General features: G+C 64.6%; 27 protein-coding genes. 14 read left to right on the top strand and 13 right to left on the bottom strand.

The annotated features are described in order from the left end of the window. Window positions 1-8 precede the first annotated feature (8 nt). A complete protein-coding gene (locus CL52_RS07555) occupies window positions 9-1,067 on the bottom strand; it encodes an AraC family transcriptional regulator (protein ID WP_052264525.1) in 1,059 nt (352 codons plus the stop codon). A gap of 148 nt (window positions 1,068-1,215) precedes the next feature. Here CL52_RS07555 and CL52_RS07550 point away from each other — a divergent pair, with 148 nt between their 5' ends. The 5 genes from CL52_RS07550 to CL52_RS07530 all read left to right on the top strand — a co-directional run bounded on the left by CL52_RS07550 (window position 1,216) and on the right by CL52_RS07530 (window position 5,214). Next, entirely contained in the window at window positions 1,216-1,533 is a 318-nt protein-coding gene (locus CL52_RS07550) for an Mpo1-like protein (RefSeq protein ID WP_041105981.1), read from the top strand. 208 nt (window positions 1,534-1,741) lie between these two features. Beyond that, on the top strand, window positions 1,742-3,130 hold the full coding sequence (locus tag CL52_RS07545; protein WP_041105983.1) for an adenylate/guanylate cyclase domain-containing protein: 1,389 nt from the start codon (window positions 1,742-1,744) through the stop codon (window positions 3,128-3,130). 56 nt (window positions 3,131-3,186) lie between these two features. Further along, window positions 3,187-3,933: a helix-turn-helix domain-containing protein gene (locus CL52_RS07540; RefSeq protein ID WP_041106571.1), complete on the top strand. Its 747-nt coding sequence runs from the start codon at window positions 3,187-3,189 to the stop codon at window positions 3,931-3,933. A 73-nt stretch (window positions 3,934-4,006) separates the two neighbouring features. After that, window positions 4,007-4,342 carry a tRNA-binding protein gene (locus tag CL52_RS07535; protein WP_041105985.1) on the top strand — a complete coding sequence of 112 codons (336 nt, stop codon included), beginning with the start codon at window positions 4,007-4,009 and terminating at the stop codon, window positions 4,340-4,342. Then, on the top strand, window positions 4,339-5,214 hold the full coding sequence (locus CL52_RS07530) for a DMT family transporter (RefSeq protein WP_041105987.1): 876 nt from the start codon (window positions 4,339-4,341) through the stop codon (window positions 5,212-5,214). The genes CL52_RS07535 and CL52_RS07530 overlap by 4 nt, the downstream gene beginning before the upstream one ends. 5 nt (window positions 5,215-5,219) lie before the next feature. On the opposite strand, the gene CL52_RS07525 is transcribed toward CL52_RS07530, so the two are convergent. Further along, window positions 5,220-5,504: an Rdx family protein gene (locus CL52_RS07525; protein WP_043219539.1), complete on the bottom strand. Its 285-nt coding sequence runs from the start codon at window positions 5,502-5,504 to the stop codon at window positions 5,220-5,222. Window positions 5,505-5,576: 72 nt separating this feature from the next. Between CL52_RS07525 and CL52_RS07520 the strand changes: the two genes are divergently transcribed. Then, on the top strand, window positions 5,577-7,760 hold the full coding sequence (locus CL52_RS07520) for a patatin-like phospholipase family protein (RefSeq protein WP_043219535.1): 2,184 nt from the start codon (window positions 5,577-5,579) through the stop codon (window positions 7,758-7,760). Between the two features lies 1 nt (window position 7,761). Here the strand turns inward: CL52_RS07520 and CL52_RS07515 are convergent, their stop codons facing one another. Then, complete coding sequence (locus tag CL52_RS07515; RefSeq protein ID WP_041105993.1) at window positions 7,762-8,193, bottom strand: MarR family transcriptional regulator; 432 nt, start codon at window positions 8,191-8,193, stop codon at window positions 7,762-7,764. A 170-nt stretch (window positions 8,194-8,363) separates the two neighbouring features. Continuing rightward, entirely contained in the window at window positions 8,364-10,490 is a 2,127-nt protein-coding gene (recQ, locus tag CL52_RS07510) for a DNA helicase RecQ (protein ID WP_043219532.1), read from the bottom strand. Between the two features lie 172 nt (window positions 10,491-10,662). Here recQ and CL52_RS07505 point away from each other — a divergent pair, with 172 nt between their 5' ends. Both CL52_RS07505 and CL52_RS07500 read left to right on the top strand, forming a co-directional pair. Further along, on the top strand, window positions 10,663-11,250 hold the full coding sequence (locus CL52_RS07505; protein ID WP_043219527.1) for a UPF0149 family protein: 588 nt from the start codon (window positions 10,663-10,665) through the stop codon (window positions 11,248-11,250). A gap of 15 nt (window positions 11,251-11,265) precedes the next feature. Next, on the top strand, window positions 11,266-11,676 hold the full coding sequence (locus CL52_RS07500; RefSeq protein ID WP_041105999.1) for a YbaN family protein: 411 nt from the start codon (window positions 11,266-11,268) through the stop codon (window positions 11,674-11,676). A 4-nt stretch (window positions 11,677-11,680) separates the two neighbouring features. Here CL52_RS07500 and CL52_RS07495 read toward each other — a convergent pair whose 3' ends face one another. Beyond that, window positions 11,681-12,265, bottom strand: a complete 585-nt coding sequence (locus tag CL52_RS07495) for a tRNA-uridine aminocarboxypropyltransferase (RefSeq protein WP_043219524.1) — start codon at window positions 12,263-12,265, stop codon at window positions 11,681-11,683. An 88-nt stretch (window positions 12,266-12,353) separates the two neighbouring features. Between CL52_RS07495 and CL52_RS07490 the strand changes: the two genes are divergently transcribed. Beyond that, window positions 12,354-13,025: a glutathione S-transferase gene (locus CL52_RS07490; protein WP_043219520.1), complete on the top strand. Its 672-nt coding sequence runs from the start codon at window positions 12,354-12,356 to the stop codon at window positions 13,023-13,025. 23 nt (window positions 13,026-13,048) lie between these two features. On the opposite strand, the gene CL52_RS21615 is transcribed toward CL52_RS07490, so the two are convergent. The 3 genes from CL52_RS21615 to cysK form a co-directional block, all read right to left on the bottom strand. Continuing rightward, window positions 13,049-13,174 (bottom strand): PA1414 family protein, encoded by a 126-nt coding sequence (locus CL52_RS21615; RefSeq protein ID WP_256363845.1) that lies wholly within the window; start codon window positions 13,172-13,174, stop codon window positions 13,049-13,051. A gap of 195 nt (window positions 13,175-13,369) precedes the next feature. Further along, window positions 13,370-15,091: a bifunctional isocitrate dehydrogenase kinase/phosphatase gene (gene aceK, locus CL52_RS07480; RefSeq protein WP_043219515.1), complete on the bottom strand. Its 1,722-nt coding sequence runs from the start codon at window positions 15,089-15,091 to the stop codon at window positions 13,370-13,372. Window positions 15,092-15,200: 109 nt separating this feature from the next. Continuing rightward, complete coding sequence (cysK, locus tag CL52_RS07475; RefSeq protein ID WP_043219512.1) at window positions 15,201-16,175, bottom strand: cysteine synthase A; 975 nt, start codon at window positions 16,173-16,175, stop codon at window positions 15,201-15,203. A 124-nt stretch (window positions 16,176-16,299) separates the two neighbouring features. On the opposite strand from cysK, the gene CL52_RS07470 reads away from it, so the two are divergent. The 4 genes from CL52_RS07470 (at window position 16,300) to CL52_RS07455 (ending at window position 20,086) form a co-directional block, all read left to right on the top strand. Next, window positions 16,300-17,370 (top strand): DUF748 domain-containing protein, encoded by a 1,071-nt coding sequence (locus tag CL52_RS07470; protein ID WP_043219509.1) that lies wholly within the window; start codon window positions 16,300-16,302, stop codon window positions 17,368-17,370. Window positions 17,371-17,502: 132 nt separating this feature from the next. Further along, a complete protein-coding gene (locus tag CL52_RS07465) occupies window positions 17,503-18,348 on the top strand; it encodes an AAA family ATPase (RefSeq protein ID WP_041106010.1) in 846 nt (281 codons plus the stop codon). Window positions 18,349-18,466: 118 nt separating this feature from the next. After that, complete coding sequence (locus tag CL52_RS07460; protein WP_043219505.1) at window positions 18,467-18,865, top strand: GFA family protein; 399 nt, start codon at window positions 18,467-18,469, stop codon at window positions 18,863-18,865. Window positions 18,866-18,907: 42 nt separating this feature from the next. After that, on the top strand, window positions 18,908-20,086 hold the full coding sequence (locus CL52_RS07455) for a vWA domain-containing protein (protein WP_041106014.1): 1,179 nt from the start codon (window positions 18,908-18,910) through the stop codon (window positions 20,084-20,086). 19 nt (window positions 20,087-20,105) lie between these two features. Here the strand turns inward: CL52_RS07455 and CL52_RS07450 are convergent, their stop codons facing one another. The 3 genes from CL52_RS07450 to CL52_RS07440 are packed head-to-tail and all read right to left on the bottom strand — an operon-like array spanning window position 20,106 to window position 21,917. Next, the gene (locus tag CL52_RS07450) at window positions 20,106-20,621 is read right to left on the bottom strand and encodes a DUF2937 family protein (RefSeq protein WP_043219503.1); all 516 of its coding nucleotides are present in this window, start codon (window positions 20,619-20,621) and stop codon (window positions 20,106-20,108) included. Continuing rightward, window positions 20,615-21,397, bottom strand: coding sequence for a class II glutamine amidotransferase (locus tag CL52_RS07445; RefSeq protein WP_043219500.1), 783 nt, complete (start codon window positions 21,395-21,397; stop codon window positions 20,615-20,617). Before CL52_RS07445 ends, CL52_RS07450 begins: the two co-directional genes overlap by 7 nt. 40 nt (window positions 21,398-21,437) lie before the next feature. Continuing rightward, window positions 21,438-21,917 (bottom strand): hypothetical protein, encoded by a 480-nt coding sequence (locus CL52_RS07440; protein WP_041106020.1) that lies wholly within the window; start codon window positions 21,915-21,917, stop codon window positions 21,438-21,440. Window positions 21,918-22,113: 196 nt separating this feature from the next. Between CL52_RS07440 and CL52_RS07435 the strand changes: the two genes are divergently transcribed. Beyond that, window positions 22,114-22,554 (top strand): universal stress protein, encoded by a 441-nt coding sequence (locus tag CL52_RS07435; RefSeq protein WP_041106022.1) that lies wholly within the window; start codon window positions 22,114-22,116, stop codon window positions 22,552-22,554. 38 nt (window positions 22,555-22,592) lie between these two features. Here CL52_RS07435 and CL52_RS07430 read toward each other — a convergent pair whose 3' ends face one another. Continuing rightward, complete coding sequence (locus tag CL52_RS07430) at window positions 22,593-23,288, bottom strand: DUF6901 family protein (protein ID WP_041106024.1); 696 nt, start codon at window positions 23,286-23,288, stop codon at window positions 22,593-22,595. Between the two features lie 121 nt (window positions 23,289-23,409). Beyond that, window positions 23,410-25,323: an ATP-binding cassette domain-containing protein gene (locus CL52_RS07425; protein ID WP_043219497.1), complete on the bottom strand. Its 1,914-nt coding sequence runs from the start codon at window positions 25,321-25,323 to the stop codon at window positions 23,410-23,412. Between the last annotated feature and the right edge of the window lie 11 nt (window positions 25,324-25,334).

Genomic DNA, 25,334 nt, shown 5'->3' with positions numbered 1-25,334 from the left:
CGCCATCGTCAGCGCCTGACAGTTGATATGGCCATTGTGCCCGACGCAGGTTCCTCGCTGTCGCCGCGCAGCGCACGGTATTCACCCGGTGTGAGCCGGTACCAGCGTTTGAAGGCGCGAAAGAACGCGCTCGGGTCGGCAAAGCCGAGCAGGTAGGCTATTTCCAGCAACGCCATGTCCGCCTGCGCCAGGTATTGCCCGGCCAGTTCCTTGCGCGTTTCGTCCAGCAATTGCTGGAAGCTGCTGCCCTCCTCCTGCAGCCGTCGCTGCAAGGTGCGCTCGGACAGATGCAGCGCTTGCGCGACCGCCTCGCGGCGCGGCTCGCCGCCAGGCAGCAACCGGCACAGCACCTGTCGTGCACGATGGGTGGTCGGGTTGCCGGCGAAGCGTGCCAGGTAATCGCCAGCGAAACGATCATGCAGTTGCGCCAGCGCCTCGTTGGCCGTGGGCAGCGGTCGCTCGAGGTCTTCGGCGGCGAACACCAGACGATAGTCTGGCCGGCCGAACCGCAAGGGGGCCTGGAACAACTGCGCATAACGCTGCTGGCTGGCCGGCGGCTCGTCGCGGAACTGCACCTCCAGCGGATGCAGCGCGTCGCCGGCCAACCAGCGACAGAAGGCCAGGCAGCCAGCCAAGGACGCTTCGCCGGCCTGCCGGCTGGCCGTCAGCGTGTCGCCATGAACGGTCAGCGCCAGGGCATAGGCGCCACCCTCGCGACACAAACGCAAGTCTGCGCCCTCGGCAATGATCCGCTGATAGCGCACCAGCCGCTCCAGGCCCTCCTTCAGCGTCCGACTGGCCATCAGCGCATAGCCCACCACATGCAGACAGCCCGGATGGGTGACCTGCGCCAGGTTCAAGCCAATGGAAGGGTCGCCGGATCGCTCGACCGCGCGCCGCCAGAGCCGGGTCATGTCGTCCTGAGCTATGCGTCCGTCGGGGTCGGCCAGGACGCCGTAGTCCAGGCCGAGCTCGGCGAACAGGCTGCGACTGTCGAGACCGGCACGCTCCAGCGCCAGGGCAATGGCGCCGGCCCAGCTCGAGGACGTGGTGCGTAACTGCTTCATTGTTCTTGTTCCGTCGTACGGTCGGTCGCGGTGCCACAAGGCTACTAAACTGGCACCGGCAGCCACTGGCCTGCAAGCCTGTCGTTGTTAGGGTTACAGGGCCTACCCGACGCGCCGCGTGGCGGCGCCATAACAACAGGAGGTTGCCATGAGCACCCAGACCGCCGAGCGTTTCGCCAGCTTTTCCGAGTTCTACCCGTTCTACCTTGCCGAGCACAGCAACCGGACCTGCCGTCGCTTGCATTTCATCGGCAGTCTTCTGGTGCTGGGCATCCTTGGTTATGCGCTGGCTTCGCAACAATGGCGCTGGCTTCTGGCGATGCCGCTGGCCGGTTATGGTTTTGCCTGGGTCGGCCACTTCCTGTTCGAGAAAAACCGCCCGGCCACCTTCAAGTACCCGCTGTACAGCTTCATGGGCGACTGGGTGATGCTGCGCGACATGCTGATCGGTCGCATCCGCTTCTGACCGGCCGTCAGCGCAATCGGCGCTGCCCGTTTGGCGAGCGGACGGCCCTTGGTTATCATCGCCTGCGCGGTGGCGCGGCCGCTCTGGATCGAAGCTTGCATTCGACGACAGGATGACCGCATCGCACATCCAGACCGTCAGAGATTCGTCGCGGATGGCGATCGAGCGCCGACACGAAGGCGTCGTTAACTTCAGGGAAGCAAGCTAGATGAGCACCATCTCGGCCGAACGCCGGCACGGCCTCGCCACCCGCACGTTGCGTGAATACTATTCGCGCGTCCTGGCCTATCTGGCCTGCGCGGCAACGCTAGCCGCCGGCACCTACACGCAGTTCTTTTCGCTCGACCTGCTGTGGATGGTGCCCTACGCACTGCTCTATCCGCATCTTGCCTACCACCTGTCCTACCGTTTCAAGCGCGACCACGCCGAACGCACCTCGCAGGTCCTGCTCTGCCTGGACGCTTTCAATGCCGGCGCCGGCGTCGTGCTGCTCGATTTCGCGGTGGTGCCAAGCCTGATGTTCATGCTTACCCTGTGCTTCAGCGCGCTGGTGGTGGGCAGCCTGCGGCACCTGCTGCTCGCGCTGCTCTGCGCGACGCTGGCCATCGCCGCCGGCTGCCTGCTGACGCCGGTGCAGCTGCTCGGCACCACGCCGCCGCTGGTCTCGCTGGTCAGCGTGCTGGTCACCTCGCTGTACATCTGCGCCACGGCGTACTACGTCCACCAGCAAGGTATCCGGCTGGCCCAGGCGCGCACCGAGATCGAACTGGAACAGGCCAAGGCCGCCCGCCTGGCGCGCAATCTCGCCAAATACCTCTCGCCTCAGGTATGGGAGTCGATCTTTTCCGGCAAGCGCAGCGTGAAACTGGAGACCCAGCGCAAGAAGCTGTCGGTGTTCTTTTCGGACATCAAGGGCTTCACCGAACTGTCCGAGGAGCTCGAGGCCGAGGCGCTGACCGACCTGCTCAACAACTACCTCAACGAAATGTCGAAGATCGCGCTCAAGTACGGCGGCACCATCGACAAGTTCGTCGGCGACTGCGTCATGGTGTTCTTTGGCGACCCCACCAGCCAGGGCGCGAAGAAAGATGCGGTGGCCGCGGTCTCCATGGCCATCGCCATGCGCAAACACATGAAGGTGCTGCGCCAGCAATGGCGGGCGCAGGGCATCACCAAGCCCATGGAAATCCGCATGGGCATCAACACCGGCTACTGCACGGTCGGCAACTTCGGCGCCGATACCCGCATGGACTACACCATCATCGGCCGCGAAGTGAACCTCGCCAGCCGGCTGGAAAGCGCGGCCGAAGCCAGCGAGATCCTCATCTCCCACGAGACCTATTCCCTGGTGAAGGACGTGATCATGTGCCGCGACAAGGGACAGATCAGCGTCAAGGGCTTTTCCCGCCCGGTACAGATCTATCAAGTGGTCGATTTCCGCCGCGACCTGGGCGCAACGTCCAGTTTCGTCGAACACGAACTGCCGGGCTTCTCGATGTACCTGGACACCAACGGCGTGGAGAACTTCGACAAGGAGCGCGTCATCCAGGCGCTCAACCAGGCCGCACAGAAGCTGCGCGACAAGGTCATTCTCTGAGGGAAACGGCGCTACACTCGGCGCCTTGCCCCCAGGAGACCCTGAAGGTGAGTGCCATCCTCTCGCTGCGTCGCTACAAGCACGATGTCATCGCCCACAGCCACGATCATGTCCAACTGGTATTCGGCCTGCGCGGCCGGCTGGACATGGAGATCGCCGGCCGCGGCAACCCGGTGATGCAGCAGATGGTCGCGGTGATTCCGCAGACGACGCACCATGCCTGCGGCAGCCCTGCCGGCAGCGACTGCCTGGTGCTCGACATTCCGGACGATGCCTGGCTCGAACGCCTGGGCGCGGCGACCGAACCCAGCCGACGACTGCTCGAGCGCCCCGCCGTGCACTGCCTCGCTCCGTCGCAACAGCCTCTGCTGGACTGGCTGGCACGCAGCGCAGTAGGCGACCCCCTGCTGGCCAGCCAGGGCGCCGCGCTGCTGCTGACGCTGCTCGCCAACGAGACCTCCAGCCAGATATCTGGCTCCGAGCAGCCGCTCCTGCAGCTGTTCGGTTTCATCGATCGCCACCTGGCCCATCCGCTACAGGTCACAGACCTGGCACGGCAGATCGGCCTCTCGCCTTCGCGGCTGCATGCACGCTTCCTCGCCGAGACCGGCAGCACGCCAATGGCGTTCATTCGCCAGCGCCGCCTGCAGCGCGGGCGCCAATTGCTGCAGACAACGAGGCTTCCGGTCGGCGAAATCGCCGCGCGGGTCGGCTACGCCTCGCAAAGCGCCTTTACCGCAGCGCTGGCGCGCGCGTTCGGCGACACACCGCGCGCACTGCGCCGCGAGGCGCGCGACAAATAGCAGGACTGGCGCGACAGACCCGCATGGCCCGGCCTGCCACCATGCGGGCTCCCATGAAAGCAGGAGAACAGCCTTGGAACTCATCGACTGGGCCGACTTCGAACGCGTCGACCTGCGCGTCGGCACCATTCGCAGCGCCAAGCCCAACAGCCGGGCGCGCCAGCCGACCTACGTGCTGGAGGTCGACCTCGGCCCGCTCGGCATCAAGACGTCCAGCGCGCAGCTGACGGGGCATTACCAGCCCGCCGAGCTGATCGGCCGCCAGGTGCTGTGCGTCTGCAACTTCCCGCCCAAGCGCGTCGCCGGAGTGCGTTCGGATGTGCTGATCACTGGCGTGCATGACGCATCCGGCCGGGTAGTGCTCGCCGGGTTCGACCTGCCGCTGCCGGCGGGAGCGCGCCTGGCATGACCCCGCGCACCGCCCTGCTGTCGATCCATCTGGGCGCATTGATGTTCGGCCTGTCCGGGATCTTCGGCAAACTCGCCGGCAGCGCCCCGCTGATGATCACCTTTGGCCGCGGCGCCTTCGCGGTGGCGATCCTGCTGCTGGTCGCACTGCTGCTGCCGCGTAGCGGTGAACGCCCGGACTGGCGTCGCTGCCTGGGTCTCGCCGCTGGAGGGTTGCTGCTCGGCGCGCACTGGCTGACCTTCTTCATCGCGGTCAAGGTCGCGGGCGTGGGCATCGCCACCCTGGGTTTCGCCAGCTTTCCGGCCTTTACTGTGCTACTCGAAGGCGTACTGTTCCGCGAGCGCACGCGCCCGGCCGAGTACGCCATGGTCGGCCTGGTGTGCATCGGCCTGTTGCTGGTCACGCCGTCGTTCGAGCTCGCCAGCACCGCGACCAACGGCCTGCTGTACGGCGTGCTGTCCGGCTTGCTGTTCGCCCTGGTGTCGCTGCTCAACCGGGCCGTGACGCGCGGCATCGACCCGGTGCAGTCGGCGCTCTGGCAGAACCTGACGATAGCGCTCGTCCTGTTGCCCTTCGCCGGCCCGGCAGTCACCAGCGTGCCGCCACGCGACTGGCTCTGGATCGCCTTGCTCGGCGTACTCTGCACCGGCCTGGCGCACAGTCTGTTCGTGGCCAGCCTGAAGGTGCTCAAGGCCCGCACGACCTCGGTGATCTTTGCGCTCGAGCCGGTCTACGGGATCGCCATCGCCTGGTGGCTGTTCGCCGAGCAGCCGAGCCTGCGAATGCTCGCCGGCGGTGCGCTGATCATCGTCGCGAGCATTGTCACCAGCCGCCTGAAGAGCTCGTCACCCCCAGAGCCGGGCGTTGCCTGAGCGAATCAGGGGCGGTCGTTGTGACCGAGCGAACGCCCCGGATCGATCTGGTCACGCACCCGCTGCTTGAGCACCTTCGCCTCGGGGAATCCGCCGTCGAGCTTGCGCTCCCAGATCTCCCGGCCATCGCAGGTGATGCGGAACACACCGCCCGTGCCGGGCTCCAGGCAAACGCGACCCAGATCATCGGCAAAGGTCGAGAGCAGCTCCTGCGCCAGCCAGGCCGCCCGAAGCAGCCACTGGCACTGGGTGCAATAGGTGATGACGATTTCCGGTCTTGCGGCAGCCATGGCACGGCTCCTCTCGTGGCGGGGGACCTATAATGCCCGACCTCCGCCCTCTCCTGCTCTCTGGGTCGCGCCATGTTCCGCTCGCTGATGATCCTGCTGTTCTGCTGTCTGCCCGCCCTCTCGAACGCGCAGGATGCGCCGAGGACCGGCCTGGTCCTTTCCGGCGGCGCGGCGCGGGGGCTCGCCCATATCGGCGTGCTCAAGGCACTCGAGGAACAGGGCGTGCGCATCGATGCCATCGCCGGCACCAGCATGGGCGCCGTAATCGGCGGGCTCTACGCCTCCGGGTATACGGTAGCCGAGCTGGAACAGCTGGCCCGAACCCTGGACTGGCGTCAGGTGCTGTCCGATGATCCGCCCCGCCCGGACGTCCCCTTCCGACGCAAGCAGGATGACCGCGACTTTCTGGTCAAGCGCAAGCTGAGCTTCCGCGACGATGGCAGCCTGGGCCTGCCGCTGGGGGTGATCCAGGGGCAGAACCTGGCGCTTCTGCTCGAGCGGCTGCTGGTTCACGTGAGCGACACGCGTGACTTCGATCGCTTGCCCATCCCGTTCCGCGCGGTGGCCACCGACATCGCCAACGATCAAAAGGTGATCTTTCGCAGCGGCCATCTGCCCCAGGCGATTCGCGCCAGCATGTCGATTCCCGCCGTGTTCGCCCCGGTGGAAATCGAGGGCCGCCTGCTCGTCGATGGCGGCATGGTCGACAACATCCCCATGGATGTCGCCCGGGACATGGGCGTCGATCGGCTGATCGTGGTGGACATCGGTACCCCGCTGATGCCCCGTGACGAGCTGCTCACCGTGGTCGACGTACTCAACCAGTCGATCACCATGATGACGCGACGCAACTCCGAGGCCCAACTGGCAACCCTGCGCAGCGAGGACCTGCTGATCCAGCCACCGCTGGCGGCCTATGGCTCGACCGATTTCGGCAGCACCGAACAGCTGATGGATGCTGGCTACCGCGCCACGCGTGCACTGGAAGGTCGCCTGGCCGACTGGCGCAGCCCCACCGGCGGCAACCCGGCACTGACACTGGCGCGCAGCGCCGAGCCGCGCGCACCGGAGATAACCGCGATTCGCATCGAGAATGACTCCAAGGTCTCGGACGCTGTCATCCGGCGGCACATCCGTCAGCCGCTCGGCGAGCCGCTGGACCTCGGCGACCTGCAGAAGGACATGGGCACGCTCTATGGCCTGGACTATTTCGAGCAGGTCGAGTATCGCGTCGAGCATGGCCGGAGCGGCAACACCCTGGTGGTCAATGCCAAGCAGAAACGGGCTGGCACCGACTATCTGCGACTAGGCCTGAACCTGTCCGACGATTTCCACGGCGACAGCGTCTACAACATCGGCGCGAGCTTTCGCAAGAACGGCATCAACCAGCTCGGCGCCGAGTGGCTCACGCGCCTGCAACTGGGCGATCGCCAGGAGCTGTTCAGCGAGTTCTACCAGCCGCTCGATGCCGGCTCACGCTGGTTCGTCGCGCCCAATGCCTTTCTCGAGGCGCAGAACGTCGAGGCCATCCTCGACAATGATCCGATCGCCGAATACCGCCTGCAGCGCTATGGCTACGGCCTGAATCTCGGGCGGCAGATCGCCAACAACGGCGAGATCCGCTTCGGCATTGGCCAGGCCTGGGGCGATGCCGACGTGCGGATCGGCGAACGCGATCTGCCCGACTTCAGTTTCAGCGAGGGTTATTACGAACTCCGGTATTCGTTCGACACGCTCGACAATGTCGACTTCCCGCATGAGGGCGAAGACATCGGCCTGACACTGCGGCAATACACGCCGGGCCTCGGCTCGGATGAGCGCTATCGGCAGTGGCAGCTGCGGCTGGACAAGGCCCTCAGTCACGGACCGAACACCTGGGTGCTCGGTGGCCGCTACGGCCGCACGCTGGACGACGCCGAGGTGGTCACTTCGAGCTTCCTGCTCGGCGGTGCGCGTCAGCTGTCGGGTTTTCGCCAGGATGCCGTCGCCGGGCAGAACATCAGCCTTGGCCGGGTCGTTTACTACCGGCGCATGACGCCACGCGCATTTCTGCCGCTGGACTTCCCCGTGTACCTCGGCGCCTCGCTGGAGCGCGGCCGGGCTTGGAACGAGGGCAACGCGTTCGATAGCGGTTATATCAACGCCGGCAGCGTCTTTCTGGGCTACGACACGCCATTGGGCCCACTCAACATCGGCTACGGCGTGAACGACGAGGACGAGCAGGCGCTTTACCTCGACCTCGGCCGCAGCTTCTGACTCAGCGCTTGTTGAGGTTGGCCAGGATGCGTGCGTGGACCTGCTGGCATTTGCGCAGGTCCTCCTCCGGGATACCGGCGAACAGCTCTTCGCGGACCTGCGTGGAGATCGCTTCGATCCTGCGGATCAGCGGCAGCGCCGGCTCACCGAGGGAGATCCGCTTGGCGCGCCGATCCTCGGGCGAAGCCTGACGGTGCACCAGGCCCTGCGCTTCGAGACTGTCGAGCAGGCGTGCCAGGGTCGGCCCTTCCACGGCGACGCTCTGCGCCAGCTCGCGCTGGGTGGGGAGATGATCAAAACGGGCGAGGTGCAGCAGAACCAGCCAACGGGCCTGTGAGAGGCCCAGGTCGGCCAGACGCCGATCCAGTTCGGCGCGCCAGCCACGCGACAGTTGAGCCAGCTGCATGGCAAAGCGGTGTTGCTCGGTAAACATGAGGTCTGGGTTTCCAGAATTGCTAATTATTAGCGAGCTAACCACAGCCTCGAAACGCAGGCAAGACTACCAATGGCGTGATGCAATCAGCGCCAATGGCCACCCACCGCTGCAGCGCGCTACAGATCAGGCGTAGCGGCACATTGCTCCTGCAGGCCTGACGCAGCCGGTTACAGTTCGAACTCCGCCTGCAGGGCCGCACGCACGCAATACAGCACCGCATCGGGCACGCGGCCGGTGAATAGCGGGGCCACCTCGGCGACGCCGGGAAGCTCGCCTTCGCCGTCGAGAAAAGCCGCCTGGATCTCCTCGAGCAGCGCCTCGGGCAAGTCGAGCGCCTGCTCCAGGCTCAGCTGCTGCGCACTGATGGCTTCGGCCAGCATGGCGTAGACATTCTTCTCGGTGCAGTCGAGCTGCCGCGCGATCTGCGTTGGCGTCATGCCGGAGCGAGCCAGCGAAATGAGCTCGTGGCGCAGATCGCCGGCACTTCGCTCGACCTTGGCACCGCCCTGCAGCACATCGAGAAACGCCTGGCCGTAGCGCTCGAGCTTGCGCGCACCGACGCCGCTGACCCCAGCCATGTCGGCAAGCGTGCGCGGGCCGCTACGCAGCATTTCCAGTAGCGTCGCATCCGGAAAAATCACATAAGGCGGCACGCCATGCTCTTCGGCCAGTTTGCGACGCAAGCTGCGCAGCGCTTCCCAGGTCTCGCGCTCCTCCTGGCGGACAAGGCTGCTGGCGGGGCTGGCACCGCTGCGCGGCGCCTTGCTCGCAGCGGGTTCACGGCGCAGCTCCAGGCGCACCTCGCCACGCAGCAACGGCCTGCAGCTCTCGCTCAGGCGCAAACCGCCGTAGCCCTCGAGATCGACGTCCGCCAGACCGCGTGCGACCAGCTGACGAAACAGCGTGCGCCATTCGCCTTCGGAGAGCGTCTTGCCGACGCCGAACACCGAGAGCTGCTGATGGCCGAAGCTGCGGATCTTCTCGTTGTCCTTGCCAAGCAGGATGTCGACCAGATGGCCAACCCCATAACGCTGTCCGCTGCGGTAGATCGCCGACAGCGCCTGACGAGCCGGCTCGGTGGCATCCCAGGTCTGCACACCGTCGACGCAGTTGTCGCAATGGCCACAGGGCTCGGCGAGCACCTCGTCGAAATAGGCCAGCAGTGCCTGTCGCCGGCAGCGGGTCTCCTCGCACAACGCCAGCATGGCGTCGAGCTTGTGCAGCTCGACGCGCTTGTGCTGTTCATCACCTTCGGAATTGGCCAGCATCTGTTTGAGAAAGACCACGTCCTGCAGGCCATAGGCCATCCAGGCATCGGCCGGCAGGCCATCGCGCCCGGCGCGCCCGGTTTCCTGGTAATAGGCCTCCAGCGACTTGGGCAGGTCCAGGTGAGCGACGAAACGCACGTTGGGCTTGTCGATGCCCATGCCGAAGGCAATGGTTGCCACCATGATCAGGCCTTCCTCATTGAGAAAGCGCTTCTGGTGATAGGCGCGCAACTCGTTGGGCAGCCCCGCATGGTAAGGCAGCGCCGGAAAGCCCTGGGCGGAAAGAAACTCGGCGACCTCCTCGACCTTCTTGCGCGACAGGCAATAGACAATGCCGGCATCGCCGCGGCGCTCGGCGAGAAAGCCCATCAGCTGCTTGCGCGGCTGATCCTTGGGCAGGATGCGGTAGAAGATGTTTGGCCGATCGAAGCTGGACAGAAAGCGCTCGGCATCCTGCAGATGCAGGCGCCGAACGATCTCCTCGCGGGTCCGCTTGTCGGCAGTGGCCGTCAGCGCAATGCGCGGCACCTCGGGAAACAGCTCGGCAAGCTGGCCAAGCTGCAGGTACTCGGGGCGGAAATCGTGGCCCCACTGCGACACGCAATGCGCTTCGTCGATGGCGAACAGCGCAATGTTCAGTCGCTGCAGAAAGGCCAGCATGCGCGGCTGCACCAGGCGCTCGGGTGCCAGGTACAGCAACTTGATCTCGTTGCGGCGAATACGCTCGGCGATATCACGCTGCGCGTCGGCCTCGAGCATGGAGTTGAGCGCTACCGCCGGCACGCCGAGTTCATCCAGCGTGGCGACCTGATCCTCCATCAACGCGATCAACGGCGAGACCACCACGGCCAGCCCGTCACGCAACAGCGCCGGAACCTGGTAGCACAGCGACTTGCCCCCGCCGGTCGGCATCAGCACCAGGGCGTCGCCGCCACGGGCGACCCGCTCGATGATCGCCGCCTGATTGCCGCGAAAGGCGTCGTAGCCAAAAACGTCTTTGAGGATGCGTTGTGCCTGGTCGAGCATGCCGGTCTCCGAAACAAGGCGCGCAGTATACGTCAGGTGTCGCCCCGGGTCCGTCGACGGGCTGCCGCCGGTCGTGCCGCAGCCTTCGCATAGCGCTCGTCGGGCCGGCGAGTGGCCTCTGCTTCGCGGCTCGTCTAGAATCCGCCTGAATTCGTCCCCAAGGTAGTTCCCGATGTCTTTCGCTGAGCAACTCACCCGCCTGCAGGTCTTTCTCGACGCCGACGACCTGCACGAGGAAGCACTTGATTACATCGCCGCACATGGCTACCTGACCGCCCTGTCCATCTGCTCCGAGCAGGTACCGGAGCGCGAGTGGATCGACGCGCTGTTCGCCGAGCCGCCGCACTATCAGGACGACACCGAGCGCGAGGCCATCGAGGCCACGCTGGTTCAGCTCAAGGCGCACATTGCCCGCCAGCTCGCCAGCGACGAGGACATGGAGCTTCCCTGCCAACTCGACCTCGGTGACGAGCCGGACGAATCCGACCTTCGCGGCTGGTGCATCGGCTTCATGGAAGGCGTTTTCCTGCGCGAGGAAGCCTGGTTCGAGGAGGCCGAAGAGGAAGTCAGCGAATTGCTGCTGCCGATCATGGTCGGGTCCGGCCTGTTCGATGAGCAGCCTGAGTTCGCCGAGATCGCGGCCAGCTCCGAACTGGTGGCCGAGATGGTGTCGCAAATTCCGGAAATCCTCACCGCGCTGTACCTGATCTGCCATGCGCCCGAGGAAAAACCGGCCCTGCTCAAGCCTCGGCGCCACTGACACAAGGCCAGCGCCATGGCCCACCGCGACGTGCAGCGCTATCGCAACCCGGTGTTGCGCTATGCGCTGCTGACGGTAGGCTGGCTGGCGGTTGGTCTCGGGGTGATCGGCATCTTTCTGCCGGTCCTGCCTACCACTCCCTTTCTCTTGCTTGCCGCCGCCTGCTTCGTGCGCAGTTCGGAGCGGTTCTACCTGTGGCTGGTGAACCATCCGAGCCTGGGGCCCTGGTTTCGCGATTACCTGGAAGGCAATGGCATTCCGCTACGCGGCAAGGTCTACACGCTCGTGCTGATGTGGGCCAGCATCGGCCTGTCATGCTGGCTGGTACCGCTGTTCTGGGCACGTATCGGCATGCTGCTTAGCGCGTCACTGGTGACGCTCTACATCCTTCGCCTGAAGACACTGGACGTTTCTGCCCGCCCCTGAGTCGCTAGCCCGGCGCATCGGGGTGATGTCGCCGGTAAAGCTCCTCGCCCATTGCACTGATCTGCCCGTCGATCAGAGCGTCGAACGGCCGCAACAACGCATCGAAGCGCTGCGTACCTTCCAGCAGGTTTAATGCGGTCGCGATCGCCTCCACTGTCGCCAGCGCGCCAGGCTCTGGCGCCTTGCGCAAACGATAGCGCGAGGCCAGCCCTTCCGGCAGGGCAATGCGCGGCAGCGCCGCCAGCCAGGGATTCAGATAGAGCAGCTTTCTCGCCTTGCGCCAGGTGCCATCGGGTACGATCAGGCGCAGCGGCCCGGCGGCAACCAGCGACGACGGCGCGAGCGCATCATCGGCAGGGAACAACAGGTAGCTTGGCAACTCGTCCGCTGGCGGCGCAAAGCTCTCGCCAACGCGCAGCTCGGCATTGCGCAGCCCGAGCGCAGCCAGGCGCGCCGTATTGAGCGCATGCCGTGCCTCGCTTGGGTGCTGCAGGATCAGGACCTGCACGTGGCTCTCGAGCGATGGAATCAGCGCACACAGACAGCGATCGGATGGGCGTTGGCAGCGGGAGCAGGACGGTCGGGACATGGTTCACCTCGGCGGCGAGTCTGCCACAGCCGGGCCGGAGCCGGCAGAGCGTCTATGCTTGCAGCCGCACCCTTCGCCGAGAATCCGCATGATCACCGTCCACCATCTGGAACATTCCCGCTCGCACCGCGTGCTCTGGCTGCTCGAGGAGCTAGGGCTCGCCTACGAGCTACGCCGCTATGCGCGCGACCCGGATACCCTGCTCGCCCCGGCCGACCTCAAGGCGGTGCACCCGCTCGGCAAGTCCCCGGTCGTGACCGATGGCGACCTGACTGTCGCCGAGTCTGCGGCGATTCTGGAGTACCTGCTGGATGCGCATGATGAAGGCCGTCTGCGGCCTTTACCGGGTACGCCGGCTTATTTGCGCTATCGCTACTGGCTGCACTATGCCGAGGGCTCGGCCATGCCGCCGTTGCTGCTACGGCTGGTATTCGATCGCGTGGCGCAGGCGCCGATGCCGTTCTTTGTCCGACCTATCGCAAAGGCGATCGCCACCAAGGCCAACAAGGCCTTCATCGGCCCGCAGTTGGACCTGCACCTGGATTATATGGAGGCCGAACTGGCCAAGACCCGCTGGTTCGCCGGCGACGAATTCAGCGCGGCCGACATTCAGATGAGTTATCCGATCGGAGCGGCCGCTGCCCGGGCCGGCCTGAACGAGAGCCGCCCGCGACTGATGGATTATCTGGCACGCATCCAAACGCGTCCGGCTTACCAACGGGCAACCGAACGCGGCGGACCGCCAATCCCCGGGCAGTGAACGCCGGCCGCGGCGGCGGCAACTCAGCGGCGACGCGGCCGGGCGGCGGCGCGCTGGGCACGTACCGGGATCGGCTGCATGCGCGGCGGCTCGACCAGCCCGAGGGTGACTGCCATTTTCCAGATGATTTGATTGAGCCGTGCTTTCATGGTCGAACCCTCCTGCTTGAAACGGGTCACAGCGCAGCCATGCTGGCTTTTACCGAGCATAATCCAAGTTTCGATGCCTCGCCTGTTCCTTTTCGCGCTACGGCGGCTCGTGCCCCGGCGTTGTATTACCGGCCTTTTCAATTGCGACCGGCGGACGGCCCAGGCGTTCAGCACCTCTTCAACCGGCGAGCCTCATCACTGTCTTTCGCCGCGCCGGCGATAAGGAAAGACGTCGATCACCTTGCCGGCCAGAATCGCCTGTTGCAGGCCTTTCCAGTAATCCGCGTCGTACAGTTCGCCATGCAACTGGGCGAACAACTGCCGTAGCCGGGCATCGGTAAACAGAAAGCGCGGGAATTCCTCGGGAAAGACGTCGTTCGGCCCCACCGAGTACCAGGGTTCGGAGGCCAGCTCGTCCTCCGGGTAGCGCGGCGGCGGGATATGACGGAAGTTCACTTCGCTGAGGAAACAGATCTCGTCGTAGTCGTAGAACACCACGCGTCCATGGCGCGTGACGCCGAAATTCTTCAGCAGCATGTCGCCGGGGAAGATGTTCGCCGCCGCCAGCTGCTTGATCGCCAGGCCGTAGTCATCCAACACCTCGCGCCGCTGCTGTTCACTGGCCGTTTCCAGATAGATATTCAGCGGCGTCATGCGTCGCTCCGTCCAGCAGTGCCGCACCAGCACGCTGTCGCCCTGGACCTCGACCGTCGACGGCGCGACCTCGAGCAGCTCGGCCAGGCACTCGGGCTCGAACTTCGCTTTGGGAAAACGGAAATCGGCGAACTCCTGCGTATCGGCCATGCGCCCGACCCGATCGACACTCTTGACCAGCCGGTACTTCTCGATGACCGTTGCGTGGTCGACCATCTTCGTCGGCGAGAAGCGGTCCTTGATGACCTTGAATACCGTGGTAAAGCCCGGCAGCGTGAACACACTCATCACCATGCCACGCACGCCTGGGGCCATCACGAAACGGTCGTCCGTATTGGCCAGGTGATTGATCAGCGCCCGATAGAACTCCGACTTGCCGTGGCGATAGAAGCCGATCGAGGTATACAGCTCGGCGATGTGCTTACCCGGCAGGATCCGCTTGAGAAAACCGATGAACTCGGCCGGGACCGGCACCTCGACCATGAAGTAGGAGCGCGTGAAGGAAAAGATGATCGACACTTCCGCCTCGTCCGTGATCGCACCGTCGGCAATGATCCCCTCGCCTTCGCGGTGGATCAGCGGAATCGCCAGCGGCCACTGCTCGTCGGGGGTGAAGATACGCCCGATGAGATAAGCGCCCTTGTTGCGGTAGAGCACCGAGACGAACAGCTCGACCGTCAGCTCGGGGTCCTTGCACACCCAGTCGGGCAGCGATTCGCACAGCTGCGCATGCAGCTGACGGAGATCGCTGGCCCGGTCGACATAGGGCACCGCGAACGCGTAGTCGTCGAGTATCCGTTCGAGCACGCCAAGCAGGTCGCCGTTCGGCCTGTAGCTGCGCGTCTGCGCCACCCGTTCGCGTCCGGTCGCCGACGGCCGGGTGGTGTGGATGAACATGGTGCCATCGCTGATGCAGTCGTGGCTGAACAGCCCGCAGAAGATCGAGTTGTACCAGGTCTCCGACAGCTCGTCGTCAAAGCGCGGATCGATCAGTTCTATGTAGGCGCTCTTGACCTGCGGCCAGCGTTCGACCTGCAGCAACTCGTCACGCGCGAAGGTCGCGAGCAGCCCGTCGCGCGTCTCGCTAACCTTCTTTTCATAGAGGTTGATCCGCTCGGCGGAGGCGCGCTGCGCCTCCTGCCAGTGAGCGCCTTCGAAGCGCGCCCGCGCGCCCTCGGTGATCAGGCGAAAGCACTCGCGATAATCGTCGAAGCCAAGGAGTATCTGCCGGGCAATCTCGGTCGCGGGCCATTGCGTCGCCATGCGGGAACCTCAGGAAATCATCAGCCGAGCTTAGCCAGCCATCGGCGGCCCGAAAAGCCGGAACACGACGAACCCGGCCAACGGGCAGCGACAGCCGGCCGCTGCGTGTTTACTGCACCAGTTCCTGCTCGCTGAACATGTCGGCAAACAGCATCGAGGACAGGTAGCGTTCGCCGGAGTCGGGAAGGATCACCACGATATTCTTGCCTTGCATCTCCGGCCGCTCAGCCAGACGCACCGCGGCGGCCATCGCGGCGCCACCGGAAATACCACAGAGAATGCCTTCCTCGCGCATCAGGCGCAGCGCCATGCTCTTGGCTTCCTCGTCGTCGACCTGCTCAACCCGGTCGACGATCGACAGGTCGAGATTCTTCGGCACGAAGCCGGCGCCAATGCCCTGGATCTTGTGCGGGCTGGGCTTGACCTCTTCGCCCGCCAGGGTCTGGCTGATCACCGGCGAGCCGCTCGGCTCGACCGCGACGCTGAGAATCTGCTTGCCCTTGCCGTGCTTGATGTAGCGCGAGATGCCGGTGATGGTGCCGCCGGTGCCAACCCCGGCTACCAGCACGTCGACGCCACCGTCGGTGTCGTTCCAGATTTCCGGACCTGTGGTCTTTTCATGGATCGCCGGGTTGGACGGGTTCTCGAACTGCTGGGGCATGTAATAACGCGTCGGATCGGATGCGGCGATCTCCGAGGCCTTGTCGATCGCGCCCTTCATGCCCTTGGCCGGCTCGGTCAGCACCAGCTCGGCGCCGAGCGCCTTGACCACCTTGCGCCGCTCAAGGCTCATCGAAGCCGGCATCGTGAGAATCAGCTTGTAGCCTCGCGCCGCCGCGACGAAGGCCAAGCCGATGCCCGTATTGCCCGAGGTCGGCTCGACGAGGGTCATGCCGGGTTTGAGCCGGCCACTTTCCTCGGCATCCCAGATCATTCCCGCGCCGATGCGGCACTTGACCGAATAGGCGGGGTTACGGCCTTCGATCTTGGCCATGATGCTGACGCCCTTGGGCCCTAGGCGATTGATCATGACCAGCGGCGTATTGCCGATCGAACGTGCGTTGTCTGCGTAGATGCGGCTCATCGGGTGTCCCTTCAGAAGAATCAGATCAGGCCGGAAAGCCTATGCCCAGCCGGGGCGGTCGTCCAGCCGAACTCGCCCCAGCCCCATGCGGTCCACCGAGGGAACCCGAGCCGTCGGATCTGCCATGAAACGCCGCTATCTACCCCTTTGGCTTGTCGCCGCCCTCGTCCTGCTGTTGCTCGTACTGCACCTGGCGCTCCCGGTACTGGTGCGCAACTACCTCAACGAAACGATGGCCGAGATGGGCGATTACAGCGGCCATGTCGACGATGTCGACCTGGCCTGGTGGCGAGGCGCCTATCCTTTGCAAGGCCTACGGATCGAAAAGCGCGACAAGCAGGTGCAGGCCCCACTGTTCAAAGCGCCCGAAATCGACATTGCGATCAGCTGGCGCGCGCTGTGGCAGGACCGCGCGATCGTCGCCGAAGTCACCTTCGAGCGCCCCGAGCTCAATTTCGTCGATGGCGGCGACAAAGGTGAGTCACAGAGCGGTGAAGGCGTCGACTGGCGCGACAAGCTCGAAGAGCTGCTGCCGATCACACTGAACGAAATCCGCGTGGTCGATGGCCAGGTGTCGTTTCGCAACTTCGCATCCGACCCGCAGGTGCACGTCTACGCCAGCGATGTTGATGCCTCGCTGTACAACCTGACCAACACGCGGGGCGAGGATGGCAAGCGCGTGGCGACCTTCGAGGGCACCGGCAAGTTGTTCAACCGTGACCCGATCGAGGCCAGCGCCCGTTTCGACCCGTTCACCGAATGGCAGGACTTCGAGCTGAACCTGCGAACCACAGGCGTCGCACTTACCCAGCTCAACGATTTCAGCCAGGCGTACGGCAAGTTCGACTTCGCAGGCGGCACCGCCGATCTGGTGATGGAAGTCGAAGCCACCGATGGCCAGCTGAGCGGCTATATCAAGCCACTGCTGCGCAACGTCGACGTGTTCGATCTGGAGCAGGACGTGGAAAACGACGACAAGGGCTTTTTCCAAGGTCTGTGGGAGGCGGTGGTCGGCGGTGGCCAGGAGGTGTTGCAAAACCAGCGCAAAGACCAGTTCGCCACGCGTATCGAACTGTCCGGCAGTACGCAGTCGGCTGACATGAGTCCATTCCAGGCATTTATCGCCGTGCTGCGTAACGCCTTCGTGCAGGCCTTCACCGCGCGCTTCGAGCACTCGCTGGACGAGGGGCAATGAAGGACGTCGGACATTGCTGGCGATCATTCAGTGACTGAATGATCGCCTCGCGTTCACAGACAGCCACCCTTCCCTTATAGTCGACCCCCTGTCCCTCAACGCCTGCATGCCAGGCCGGCCAAGGAATTCGCGATGAAATTCGAAGGTACTCAGTCCTACGTCGCCACCGACGACCTAAAGCTCGCCGTCAACGCGGCCATCACCTTGCAACGACCCTTGCTGGTCAAGGGCGAGCCGGGCACCGGCAAAACCATGCTGGCCGAGCAGTTGGCCGACTCCTTCGGCGCCAAGCTCATCACCTGGCACATCAAGTCCACCACCAAGGCCCACCAGGGCCTCTACGAATACGATGCGGTCAGCCGTCTGCGCGATTCGCAGCTGGGCGTGGACAAGGTCCACGACGTGAAGAACTACATCAAGAAAGGCAAGCTCTGGGAGGCCTTCGAGGCCGAGGAGCGCGTCATTCTGTTGATCGACGAGATCGACAAGGCCGACATCGAGTTTCCCAACGACCTGCTGCAGGAACTCGACAAGATGGAGTTCTATGTCTACGAGACGAACGAAACCATCAAGGCCAGGCAGCGCCCGATCATCATCATCACCTCGAACAACGAGAAGGAACTGCCGGACGCCTTTCTGCGCCGCTGCTTCTTCCACTACATCGCCTTTCCCGACCGCGAGACGCTGCAGAAGATCGTCGACGTCCACTACCCCGGCATCAAGCAGTCGCTGGTCTCCGAGGCGCTGGACATCTTCTTCGACGTGCGCAAGGTCCCCGGCCTGAAGAAAAAACCCTCGACCAGCGAGCTCGTCGACTGGCTGAAGCTGCTGATGGCCGACGAGATCGGCGAAGCGGTGCTGCGTGAGCGTGACCCGACTCGCGCGATCCCGCCGCTGGCCGGCGCACTGGTGAAAAACGAACAGGACGTGATGTTGCTCGAACGCCTGGCGTTCATGAGCCGGCGCGCAAGCCGCTGACAGCGCCTGTCGTCGGTCGGCCAGCCGGCGGATTCGCCGCTCGCAGCGGCGTCGTCTAACGTCAGCTGAGACACGGCAGCGTCGCTGCCGAACCGCCGACACCTGCTGGAGAAGAGCCATGCAAACGCATACCGGAAGTTGCCTGTGCGGCGTGGTGCGCTATCGCATCGACGCACCGATAAACGCCGTGAGCCACTGCCACTGCAAGATGTGTCGCAAGGCGCACGGCGCGGCCTTCGCCAGCTATGCCGGCGTGCCTCTGGATGCGTTCCACCTGCTTTCCGGCAAGGATCAACTGGGCGTCTATCACTCGTCCGAACACGTGACCCGTACGTTCTGCATCCGCTGCGGATCGAACCTTCAGTTCGTCGACAACCGCGAGCACGAACTGGGCGTCGCGGTGGGCACGCTCGACTCACCGCTGCCTCCACCCACGCAGTCGCATATCTATGTCGGCTCGAAGGCGGACTGGTACGAAATTGCCGACGACCTGCCCCAGCACCCTGCCGATAGTTAACTTGATTGCACGTGCCAGCAACGGCACGCCCGAGGTTTAGTCATGCTGCTTGGCCTGTTCAACGAAATGCGTGCCGCCAAGGTTCCGGTCTCGGTACGCGAACTGCTCGATCTGATCGACGCGCTCAAGCACCGTGTGGTGTTTGCCGACATGGACGAGTTCTATTTCCTCGCGCGCACCGTGATGGTCAAGGACGAGCGCCACTTCGACAAATTCGACCGGGCGTTTGGCGCCTACTTCAAGGGTCTCGAAGACCTGGACCGGCACATCGAGGCACTGATCCCCGAAGACTGGCTGCGCAAGGAGTTCGAACGCCACCTCAGTGACGAGGAGCGCGCCCAGATCCAGTCGCTCGGTGGTCTGGACAAGCTGATCGAGGAGTTCAAGAAACGCCTCGAGGAGCAGAAGGAGCGCCACGCTGGCGGCAACAAGTGGATCGGTACCGGCGGCACCAGCCCGTTCGGCTCAGGCGGCTACAACCCCGAGGGCATCCGCATCGGCGATGCCGGCAAGCGCCAGGGCAAGGCGGTCAAGGTCTGGGATCAGCGCGAGTACAAGAACCTCGACGATCAGGTCGAGCTCGGCACGCGCAACATCAAGATCGCCCTGCGCCGACTGCGCAAGTTCGCCCGCGAAGGCGCGCACGACGAACTCGACATCGACGGCACCATCGACCACACCGCGCGCGACGCCGGCCTGCTGAATATCCAGATGCGCCCCGAGCGCCGCAATGCGGTCAAGCTGCTGCTGCTGATGGACATCGGCGGCTCGATGGATGCCCACGTCAAGGTTTGCGAAGAGCTGTTTTCGGCCTGCCGCACGGAGTTCAAGAACCTCGAGTTCTTCTATTTCCACAATTTCATCTACGAGTCGGTGTGGAAGAACAACTTCCGTCGCATGTCCGAACGCACCTCGACACTGGACCTGCTGCACAAGTACGGCCCTGACTACAAGGTGGTCTTCGTCGGCGACGCGGCGATGGCGCCTTATGAAATCACCCAGGCCGGCGGTAGCGTCGAGCACTGGAACGAGGAAGCCGGCTACGTCTGGATGCAGCGCTTCATGGAAAAGTACAAGAAGCTGGTCTGGATCAACCCCTACCCGAAGGACACCTGGGGCTATACCGCCTCGACCGGCATCGTTCGCGAACTGGTCGAGGACCGCATGTACCCGCTGACCCTGAGCGGGCTGGAAGAAGGCATGCGTTTTCTTGCCAAGTAGCACGACCGTGCAGGCGCGCTCAGCGATAGATTCGCTGGCGCCTGCGGCGTGACCGGAACGGATAGCTGAGCCCGAGCAACAGGCTCTCGACGAGCCAGGCCAGCAACAGCGCCAAGCCGATGCCCCAGGCCACCGCGTCCGGCGCCAGCAGCACACGGAATTCGTAGCTGCGCCAGACCTCCTGGCGCAGCGAACGCTCGGCGCCCATCAGCACATGCCAGGCGCGGGCATACCAGGGATGTTGCATCGCCTGCCACTCGCGCTCGAGCAGCGCGGCGCGCTGCACCAGTCGATCGACGCTGGCCGCATCGCTCTGGATCACCGGATCGTCGCTGCCACGGTAGTGCTCGACCAGGGCGTCGAGATCGCCATCGAAGAAGCGCCGCGCGGTGTCGTGGAAGCCGCGCAGTGCCTCCTGTGCTTCCAATCGGCGGGCCTCGACGTGACGGGTATAGGCCTCGAGAAAGCCCGGTACCTGGACGCCGACCAGCAGGCCCAGGGCGAACAGCGCGAGGCGAAGGTAGCTTCTCAACATGCCGGCACCTGCCCACTGGCGACACAATGGCCCAGGCGCCAGAGGCTCCATTGGCCGGGCGCGTGCAGGTCCCACGCTTCATTGTCGGTCAGCGGCTCGGTGGCCAGCACGGTCACCACGTCGTCCGGCGTGGTCTCGGCGCGGAAATCCACCTTGAGCTCGGCATCACGCAGCTGCGCCGGGCCGAACGGTGCTCGGCGAGTGATCTGCGCCAGCTTGGTGGTGCAGAAACTGAACAGCCATTCGCCGTTGCTCAGCAGACAGTTGAACACACCGCGGGTCCGGTACTCGCCGCACGCCTCGATCAGCAGCGGCAGCAGCGACTCGGCAGGTGCCGGGCTGGGGAACTGGTCGCGTATCCGGTTGAGCAGATCGCAGAATGCCGCCTCGCTGTCGGTTTCTCCGACCGCCCGATAGAAGCCTTCGGCCGGATAGAAATCGGCCAGCTGACCATTGTGCGCGAAGCACCAGTACTGCCCCCACAGCTCGCGGGTGAACGGATGGGTGTTGGCCAGCGACACCGTTCCGACGTTGGCGTGCCGGATGTGGCCGATGACCACCTCGCTCTTGATCTGGTAGCGCTGCAGCATCTTCGCCACTTCCGAATCGCAGCTGGCGACCGGGTCCTGGAACAGGCGCAGGCCGCGCCCCTCGTAGAAGGCGACGCCCCAGCCGTCGCGATGCGGGCCGGTGCGCCCGCCACGCTGCATCAGGCCGGTGAGACTGAAAACGACATCGGTGGGGACATTGGCGCTCATGCCAAGCAATTCGCACATGCCGATACTCCGCGAGAAGGTCGTGAGCTAAGACGAGGACCTAGAGCCTGGGTTCGGTTCGCACGTAGCGGCCGTGCGGCACGTAATCCTGCGGTTCGCCCGCTGCCAGCCGCTCGCGCAGGGTGCGCGGGTCCTCGTCCTCTTCCTGCGCCTGCTCGGTACGAGCGGCCCGGCGCTGGCGCGCCTTGCGTTCGATCGGCCAGCGCACCAGCACCAGCAGCAGGTACAGCGCAAAGGCGATCACACCGTAGAGCGCCAGGTCGGCCACGGCGCGCCAGGCGTTGTTGCCGACATCGAGCAGAATGTCCATCGCCGTGATGGCGATCGCCGGAGCGAACTGCTCCTTGGCGGGGTCGACGATCGTCGGCGTGAACAGCAGCACCGCAACGATCAGCCGCAACGGCTCGCGCAGGGCCCGCCACATCCAGCCGGTGAAGCGGAACCACACCAGCAGGCAACCCAGGGCAGCGACCAGATACACGCTCCAGGCCAGCAGATAGTCGTTGTGAAACATCTCCATTCAAATACTCTCGCAGCGCAAAAGGCGACCCGGCACACAAGGGCGGCATGATAGCAGCCCGACGCCGGTCCGGTGGTTCGGCGCGACCATGCAACACTGGCGCATCGCCCGCCGGGCTCGTATAACGGCAGCCATCAGAACAGCGCTCGCGCCACTGCGGGCCATAATTGCCATACGCAAGCCGAGGAGAATCACCATGCCCTACCAGAACATACTGGTCGCCACCGACCTCCACGAGGAGTGCCATCCGGTCGTCGCGCGGGCGCAGGATCTGGCCAACAGCAGCGGCGCCAAGCTGATGCTCGTCCACGTCATCGAGCCGATGGCCATGGCCTTCGGCGGTGACGTGCCCATGGACCTGTCGACCCTGCAGCAACAGCAGTTCGATCAGGCACGGGACCGCTTGAATGTCTTTGCCGAGCAGTACCCTGGCCTGCTCCCCGAACATCGCCACATCGCCTACGGCCAGCCGCGTCAGGAAGTCCACCGGCTGGCCAAGGAGCAGAACTGCGATCTGATCGTCGTCGGCAGCCATGGCCGGCACGGCTTGGCATTGCTGCTGGGTTCGACCGCCAACGACATCCTGCACGGTGCGCCATGCGACGTGCTGGCGGTGCGCCTGAAAAAGTCCGAATAAAGCAACGGCCCCGCGCATCCGCGGGGCCAGCAGGCGTCTCAGGCGACGACTTCCACCTCGTCGCCTGCAGCCATCACCATCGGGCGGATTTTCTGCAGCTGGGTTTCCAGCGAAACGGTCAGGCTCGAGGCCATCGAGAAGAAGGTCAGGAACGCCTTGAGGTTGGAGTCGCCCTTGCAGGTGTCGTGAATCCGTTGCCAGAACGCCTGATTGACCAGCTGCAACTGCTGGAACGAACGCACCAGGCCACGCAACTCCCAATCGGCATGACGACCCTCGCGCAGGTTGAAATATTGCCGCGCCAGGTACAGCGACACCGCGCGCAGTACGAACTCCCGATTGTTGGCAAACGGCAGATGCTGCTGCGCCATCGGCTTGAGCCGCGCCAGGACCGGGCAGGCGCTGGTTGCCATGATCACGCCGAGCAGCGCGCGCAAGCCCTCTTCCAGCCCAACCACCTTGGTGTACTCTCGCTCCGGCGTACGGACCCAGACCAGCGCCTTCTGCACGGCCGGCAGGCCCTGGAAATCCTCGATCACGCGGTGCAGATCGACCGCTGCGGGGCAGTGGCTGAACTGTTCGCGACTCAGCGGGCAATTGGCACAGCGCTGATGCTCCAGCCGCGTCCAGTGCGGCGCCTGGGCCTCCGCCTCACGATCGTAGCTACGATCCAGTTCGATCCGGTAGCTGAAATCGTGCTCGTCATCCAGGGTGATTCGGTACTCGATAGCCATCTATGCTCCATCATCGTGACTGCGACCGGCGCAACTTAATAGGCGCCGATCGGGCCAGCATTGACCCATCTCACTTGGCCATCAGTTCGCCATCTCTGCCATCGAGAATGGCGACCGCGCCTCATTCTTCCAGCTCGGCCCAGCGCTCGACCAGCGTATCGAGATCCTGTTGCAGGCTTTCCAGCCGCGCCAGCGTAGCCCCGGTCACCTCGCTCGGCTGCTGGTAGAACGCCGGCGCGGAGATCTCGGCCTGTACGGCGGCGATGGCCTGCTCCACCTCGTCGATCTTGCCGGGCAAGGCATCGAGCTCACGCTGCAGCTTGTAGCTGAGTTTCTTCTTCGCGGCAGGCTCGACCTGCGGCGCCGTCGCCGGCGTGCTGGCCTCGGTTGCCTGCGGCTTGTCGGCCCGACTCTCGGCACGCTCGGCGATGCCGAGCAGCTTTGGCGAACCGCCCTGGCGCAGCCAGTCCTGGTAACCGCCAACGTACTCGCGCACCTCCCCGTCGCCCTGGAACACCAGCGTGCTGGTGACCACGTTGTCGAGAAAGGCCCGGTCGTGGCTGACCATCAGCACAGTACCGGCAAAACCCAGCAGGACCTCTTCCAGCAGCTCGAGCGTCTCGACATCGAGGTCGTTGGTCGGTTCGTCGAGCACCAGCAGGTTGGCCGGCTTGCTGAACAGGCGAGCCAGCAAGAGCCGTGCCCGCTCGCCGCCCGAGAGCGCCTTGACCGGCGTGCGCGCGCGCTGCGGGCTGAACAGGAAGTCGCCGAGGTAGCTCAGCACGTGGCGATTCTGCCCATCGATGCTGATGAACTCGCGGCCTTCGGCAAGGTTATCGATGACCGTCTTCTCCAAGTCCAGCTGGTGACGCAATTGGTCGAAATACGCCACTTCCAGCTTGGTACCGATGTGGATGCTGCCGCTGCTGGGCTGCAGTTCGCCGAGCAGCAGCTTGAGCAGCGTCGTCTTGCCCGAACCGTTGGCCCCGAGCAGGCCGATGCGGTCGCCGCGCTGCAACACCATGGAGAAGTCACGAATCAGCGGCTCGCCACCGGGGTGGGCGAAGCTGACGTGTTCGGCGACGATCACCTGCTTGCCGGATTTGTCCGCCGATTCGAGCTGGAAGCTGGCCTTGCCCTGGCGCTCACGCCGCTCGCTGCGCTCGGCGCGCATCGCCTTGAGCGCTCGGACGCGGCCTTCGTTGCGGGTGCGTCGTGCCTTGATGCCCTGGCGAATCCAGACTTCTTCCTGGGCCAGCTTCTTGTCGAACAGCGCGTTGGCGGTCTCTTCGGCTGCCAGCTGCTGCTCCTTGTGAACCAGGAAGCTGGCGTAATCGCCGTTCCAGTCGATCAGGTGGCCGCGGTCGAGCTCAAGAATGCGCGTGGCCAGGTTCTGCAGGAAGGCACGGTCGTGGGTGATGAACAGCACGGCGCCGTTGAAGCCCGCCAATGCGTCTTCCAGCCAGGCGATGGCACCGATGTCCAGGTGGTTGGTCGGTTCGTCTAGCAGCAGCAGGTCCGGCTCGGACACCAGCGCCTGGGCCAGCAGCACACGCCGGCGCCAGCCGCCGGAGAGTTCGGCCAGGGTGCGGTCGGCCGGCAGCTGCAGGCGGCTCAAGGTGCTGTCGACCAGTTGCTGCAGGCGCCAGCCATCCTTGGCCTCGAGGGCCTGCTGCACGTGCGTCAGCTTTTCCAGGTCGGCATCGTTCTGGATGTTCATGCTCAAGTGGTGATACTCGGCGAGCAGCTCACCGACTCCGGCCAGCCCCTCGGCCACGACATCGAACACGGTACGTTCGTCGGCTCGCGGCAGCTCCTGGGGCAGCTCGCCGATCTTCAGCCCAGGCGCGCGCCAGATCTCGCCGTCATCGGGCTGCCGCACACCCTTGACCAGGCTCAGCATGCTGGATTTGCCGGTGCCGTTGCGGCCGATGACGCACACCCGCTCGCCACGTGCGATCTGCCAGGACACCCTGTCCAGCAGGGGCGTGGTGCCATAGGCGAGGGACACATCGGCGAACTTGAGCAGGGTCATGACTACCTCCG

It is taken from the genome of Stutzerimonas balearica DSM 6083 (assembly GCF_000818015.1).
Lineage (GTDB): Bacteria > Pseudomonadota > Gammaproteobacteria > Pseudomonadales > Pseudomonadaceae > Stutzerimonas > Stutzerimonas balearica.
Note: the sequence above shows the minus strand (reverse complement) of the source record. Positions and strands in the feature narration are given on the sequence as shown.

Coding starts and splice junctions, on each gene's coding strand:
- CL52_RS07555 (WP_052264525.1), bottom strand. CDS start 1,067: ATGAAGCAGTTACGCACCACGTCCTCGAGCTGGGCCGGCGCCATTGCC.
- CL52_RS07550 (WP_041105981.1), top strand. CDS start 1,216: ATGAGCACCCAGACCGCCGAGCGTTTCGCCAGCTTTTCCGAGTTCTAC.
- CL52_RS07545 (WP_041105983.1), top strand. CDS start 1,742: ATGAGCACCATCTCGGCCGAACGCCGGCACGGCCTCGCCACCCGCACG.
- CL52_RS07530 (WP_041105987.1), top strand. CDS start 4,339: ATGACCCCGCGCACCGCCCTGCTGTCGATCCATCTGGGCGCATTGATG.
- CL52_RS07525 (WP_043219539.1), bottom strand. CDS start 5,504: ATGGCTGCCGCAAGACCGGAAATCGTCATCACCTATTGCACCCAGTGC.
- CL52_RS07520 (WP_043219535.1), top strand. CDS start 5,577: ATGTTCCGCTCGCTGATGATCCTGCTGTTCTGCTGTCTGCCCGCCCTC.
- CL52_RS07515 (WP_041105993.1), bottom strand. CDS start 8,193: ATGTTTACCGAGCAACACCGCTTTGCCATGCAGCTGGCTCAACTGTCG.
- recQ (WP_043219532.1), bottom strand. CDS start 10,490: ATGCTCGACCAGGCACAACGCATCCTCAAAGACGTTTTTGGCTACGAC.
- CL52_RS07505 (WP_043219527.1), top strand. CDS start 10,663: ATGTCTTTCGCTGAGCAACTCACCCGCCTGCAGGTCTTTCTCGACGCC.
- CL52_RS07500 (WP_041105999.1), top strand. CDS start 11,266: ATGGCCCACCGCGACGTGCAGCGCTATCGCAACCCGGTGTTGCGCTAT.
- CL52_RS07495 (WP_043219524.1), bottom strand. CDS start 12,265: ATGTCCCGACCGTCCTGCTCCCGCTGCCAACGCCCATCCGATCGCTGT.
- CL52_RS07490 (WP_043219520.1), top strand. CDS start 12,354: ATGATCACCGTCCACCATCTGGAACATTCCCGCTCGCACCGCGTGCTC.
- CL52_RS21615 (WP_256363845.1), bottom strand. CDS start 13,174: ATGAAAGCACGGCTCAATCAAATCATCTGGAAAATGGCAGTCACCCTC.
- aceK (WP_043219515.1), bottom strand. CDS start 15,091: ATGGCGACGCAATGGCCCGCGACCGAGATTGCCCGGCAGATACTCCTT.
- cysK (WP_043219512.1), bottom strand. CDS start 16,175: ATGAGCCGCATCTACGCAGACAACGCACGTTCGATCGGCAATACGCCG.
- CL52_RS07470 (WP_043219509.1), top strand. CDS start 16,300: ATGAAACGCCGCTATCTACCCCTTTGGCTTGTCGCCGCCCTCGTCCTG.
- CL52_RS07465 (WP_041106010.1), top strand. CDS start 17,503: ATGAAATTCGAAGGTACTCAGTCCTACGTCGCCACCGACGACCTAAAG.
- CL52_RS07460 (WP_043219505.1), top strand. CDS start 18,467: ATGCAAACGCATACCGGAAGTTGCCTGTGCGGCGTGGTGCGCTATCGC.
- CL52_RS07455 (WP_041106014.1), top strand. CDS start 18,908: ATGCTGCTTGGCCTGTTCAACGAAATGCGTGCCGCCAAGGTTCCGGTC.
- CL52_RS07450 (WP_043219503.1), bottom strand. CDS start 20,621: ATGTTGAGAAGCTACCTTCGCCTCGCGCTGTTCGCCCTGGGCCTGCTG.
- CL52_RS07445 (WP_043219500.1), bottom strand. CDS start 21,397: ATGTGCGAATTGCTTGGCATGAGCGCCAATGTCCCCACCGATGTCGTT.
- CL52_RS07440 (WP_041106020.1), bottom strand. CDS start 21,917: ATGGAGATGTTTCACAACGACTATCTGCTGGCCTGGAGCGTGTATCTG.
- CL52_RS07435 (WP_041106022.1), top strand. CDS start 22,114: ATGCCCTACCAGAACATACTGGTCGCCACCGACCTCCACGAGGAGTGC.
- CL52_RS07430 (WP_041106024.1), bottom strand. CDS start 23,288: ATGGCTATCGAGTACCGAATCACCCTGGATGACGAGCACGATTTCAGC.
- CL52_RS07425 (WP_043219497.1), bottom strand. CDS start 25,323: ATGACCCTGCTCAAGTTCGCCGATGTGTCCCTCGCCTATGGCACCACG.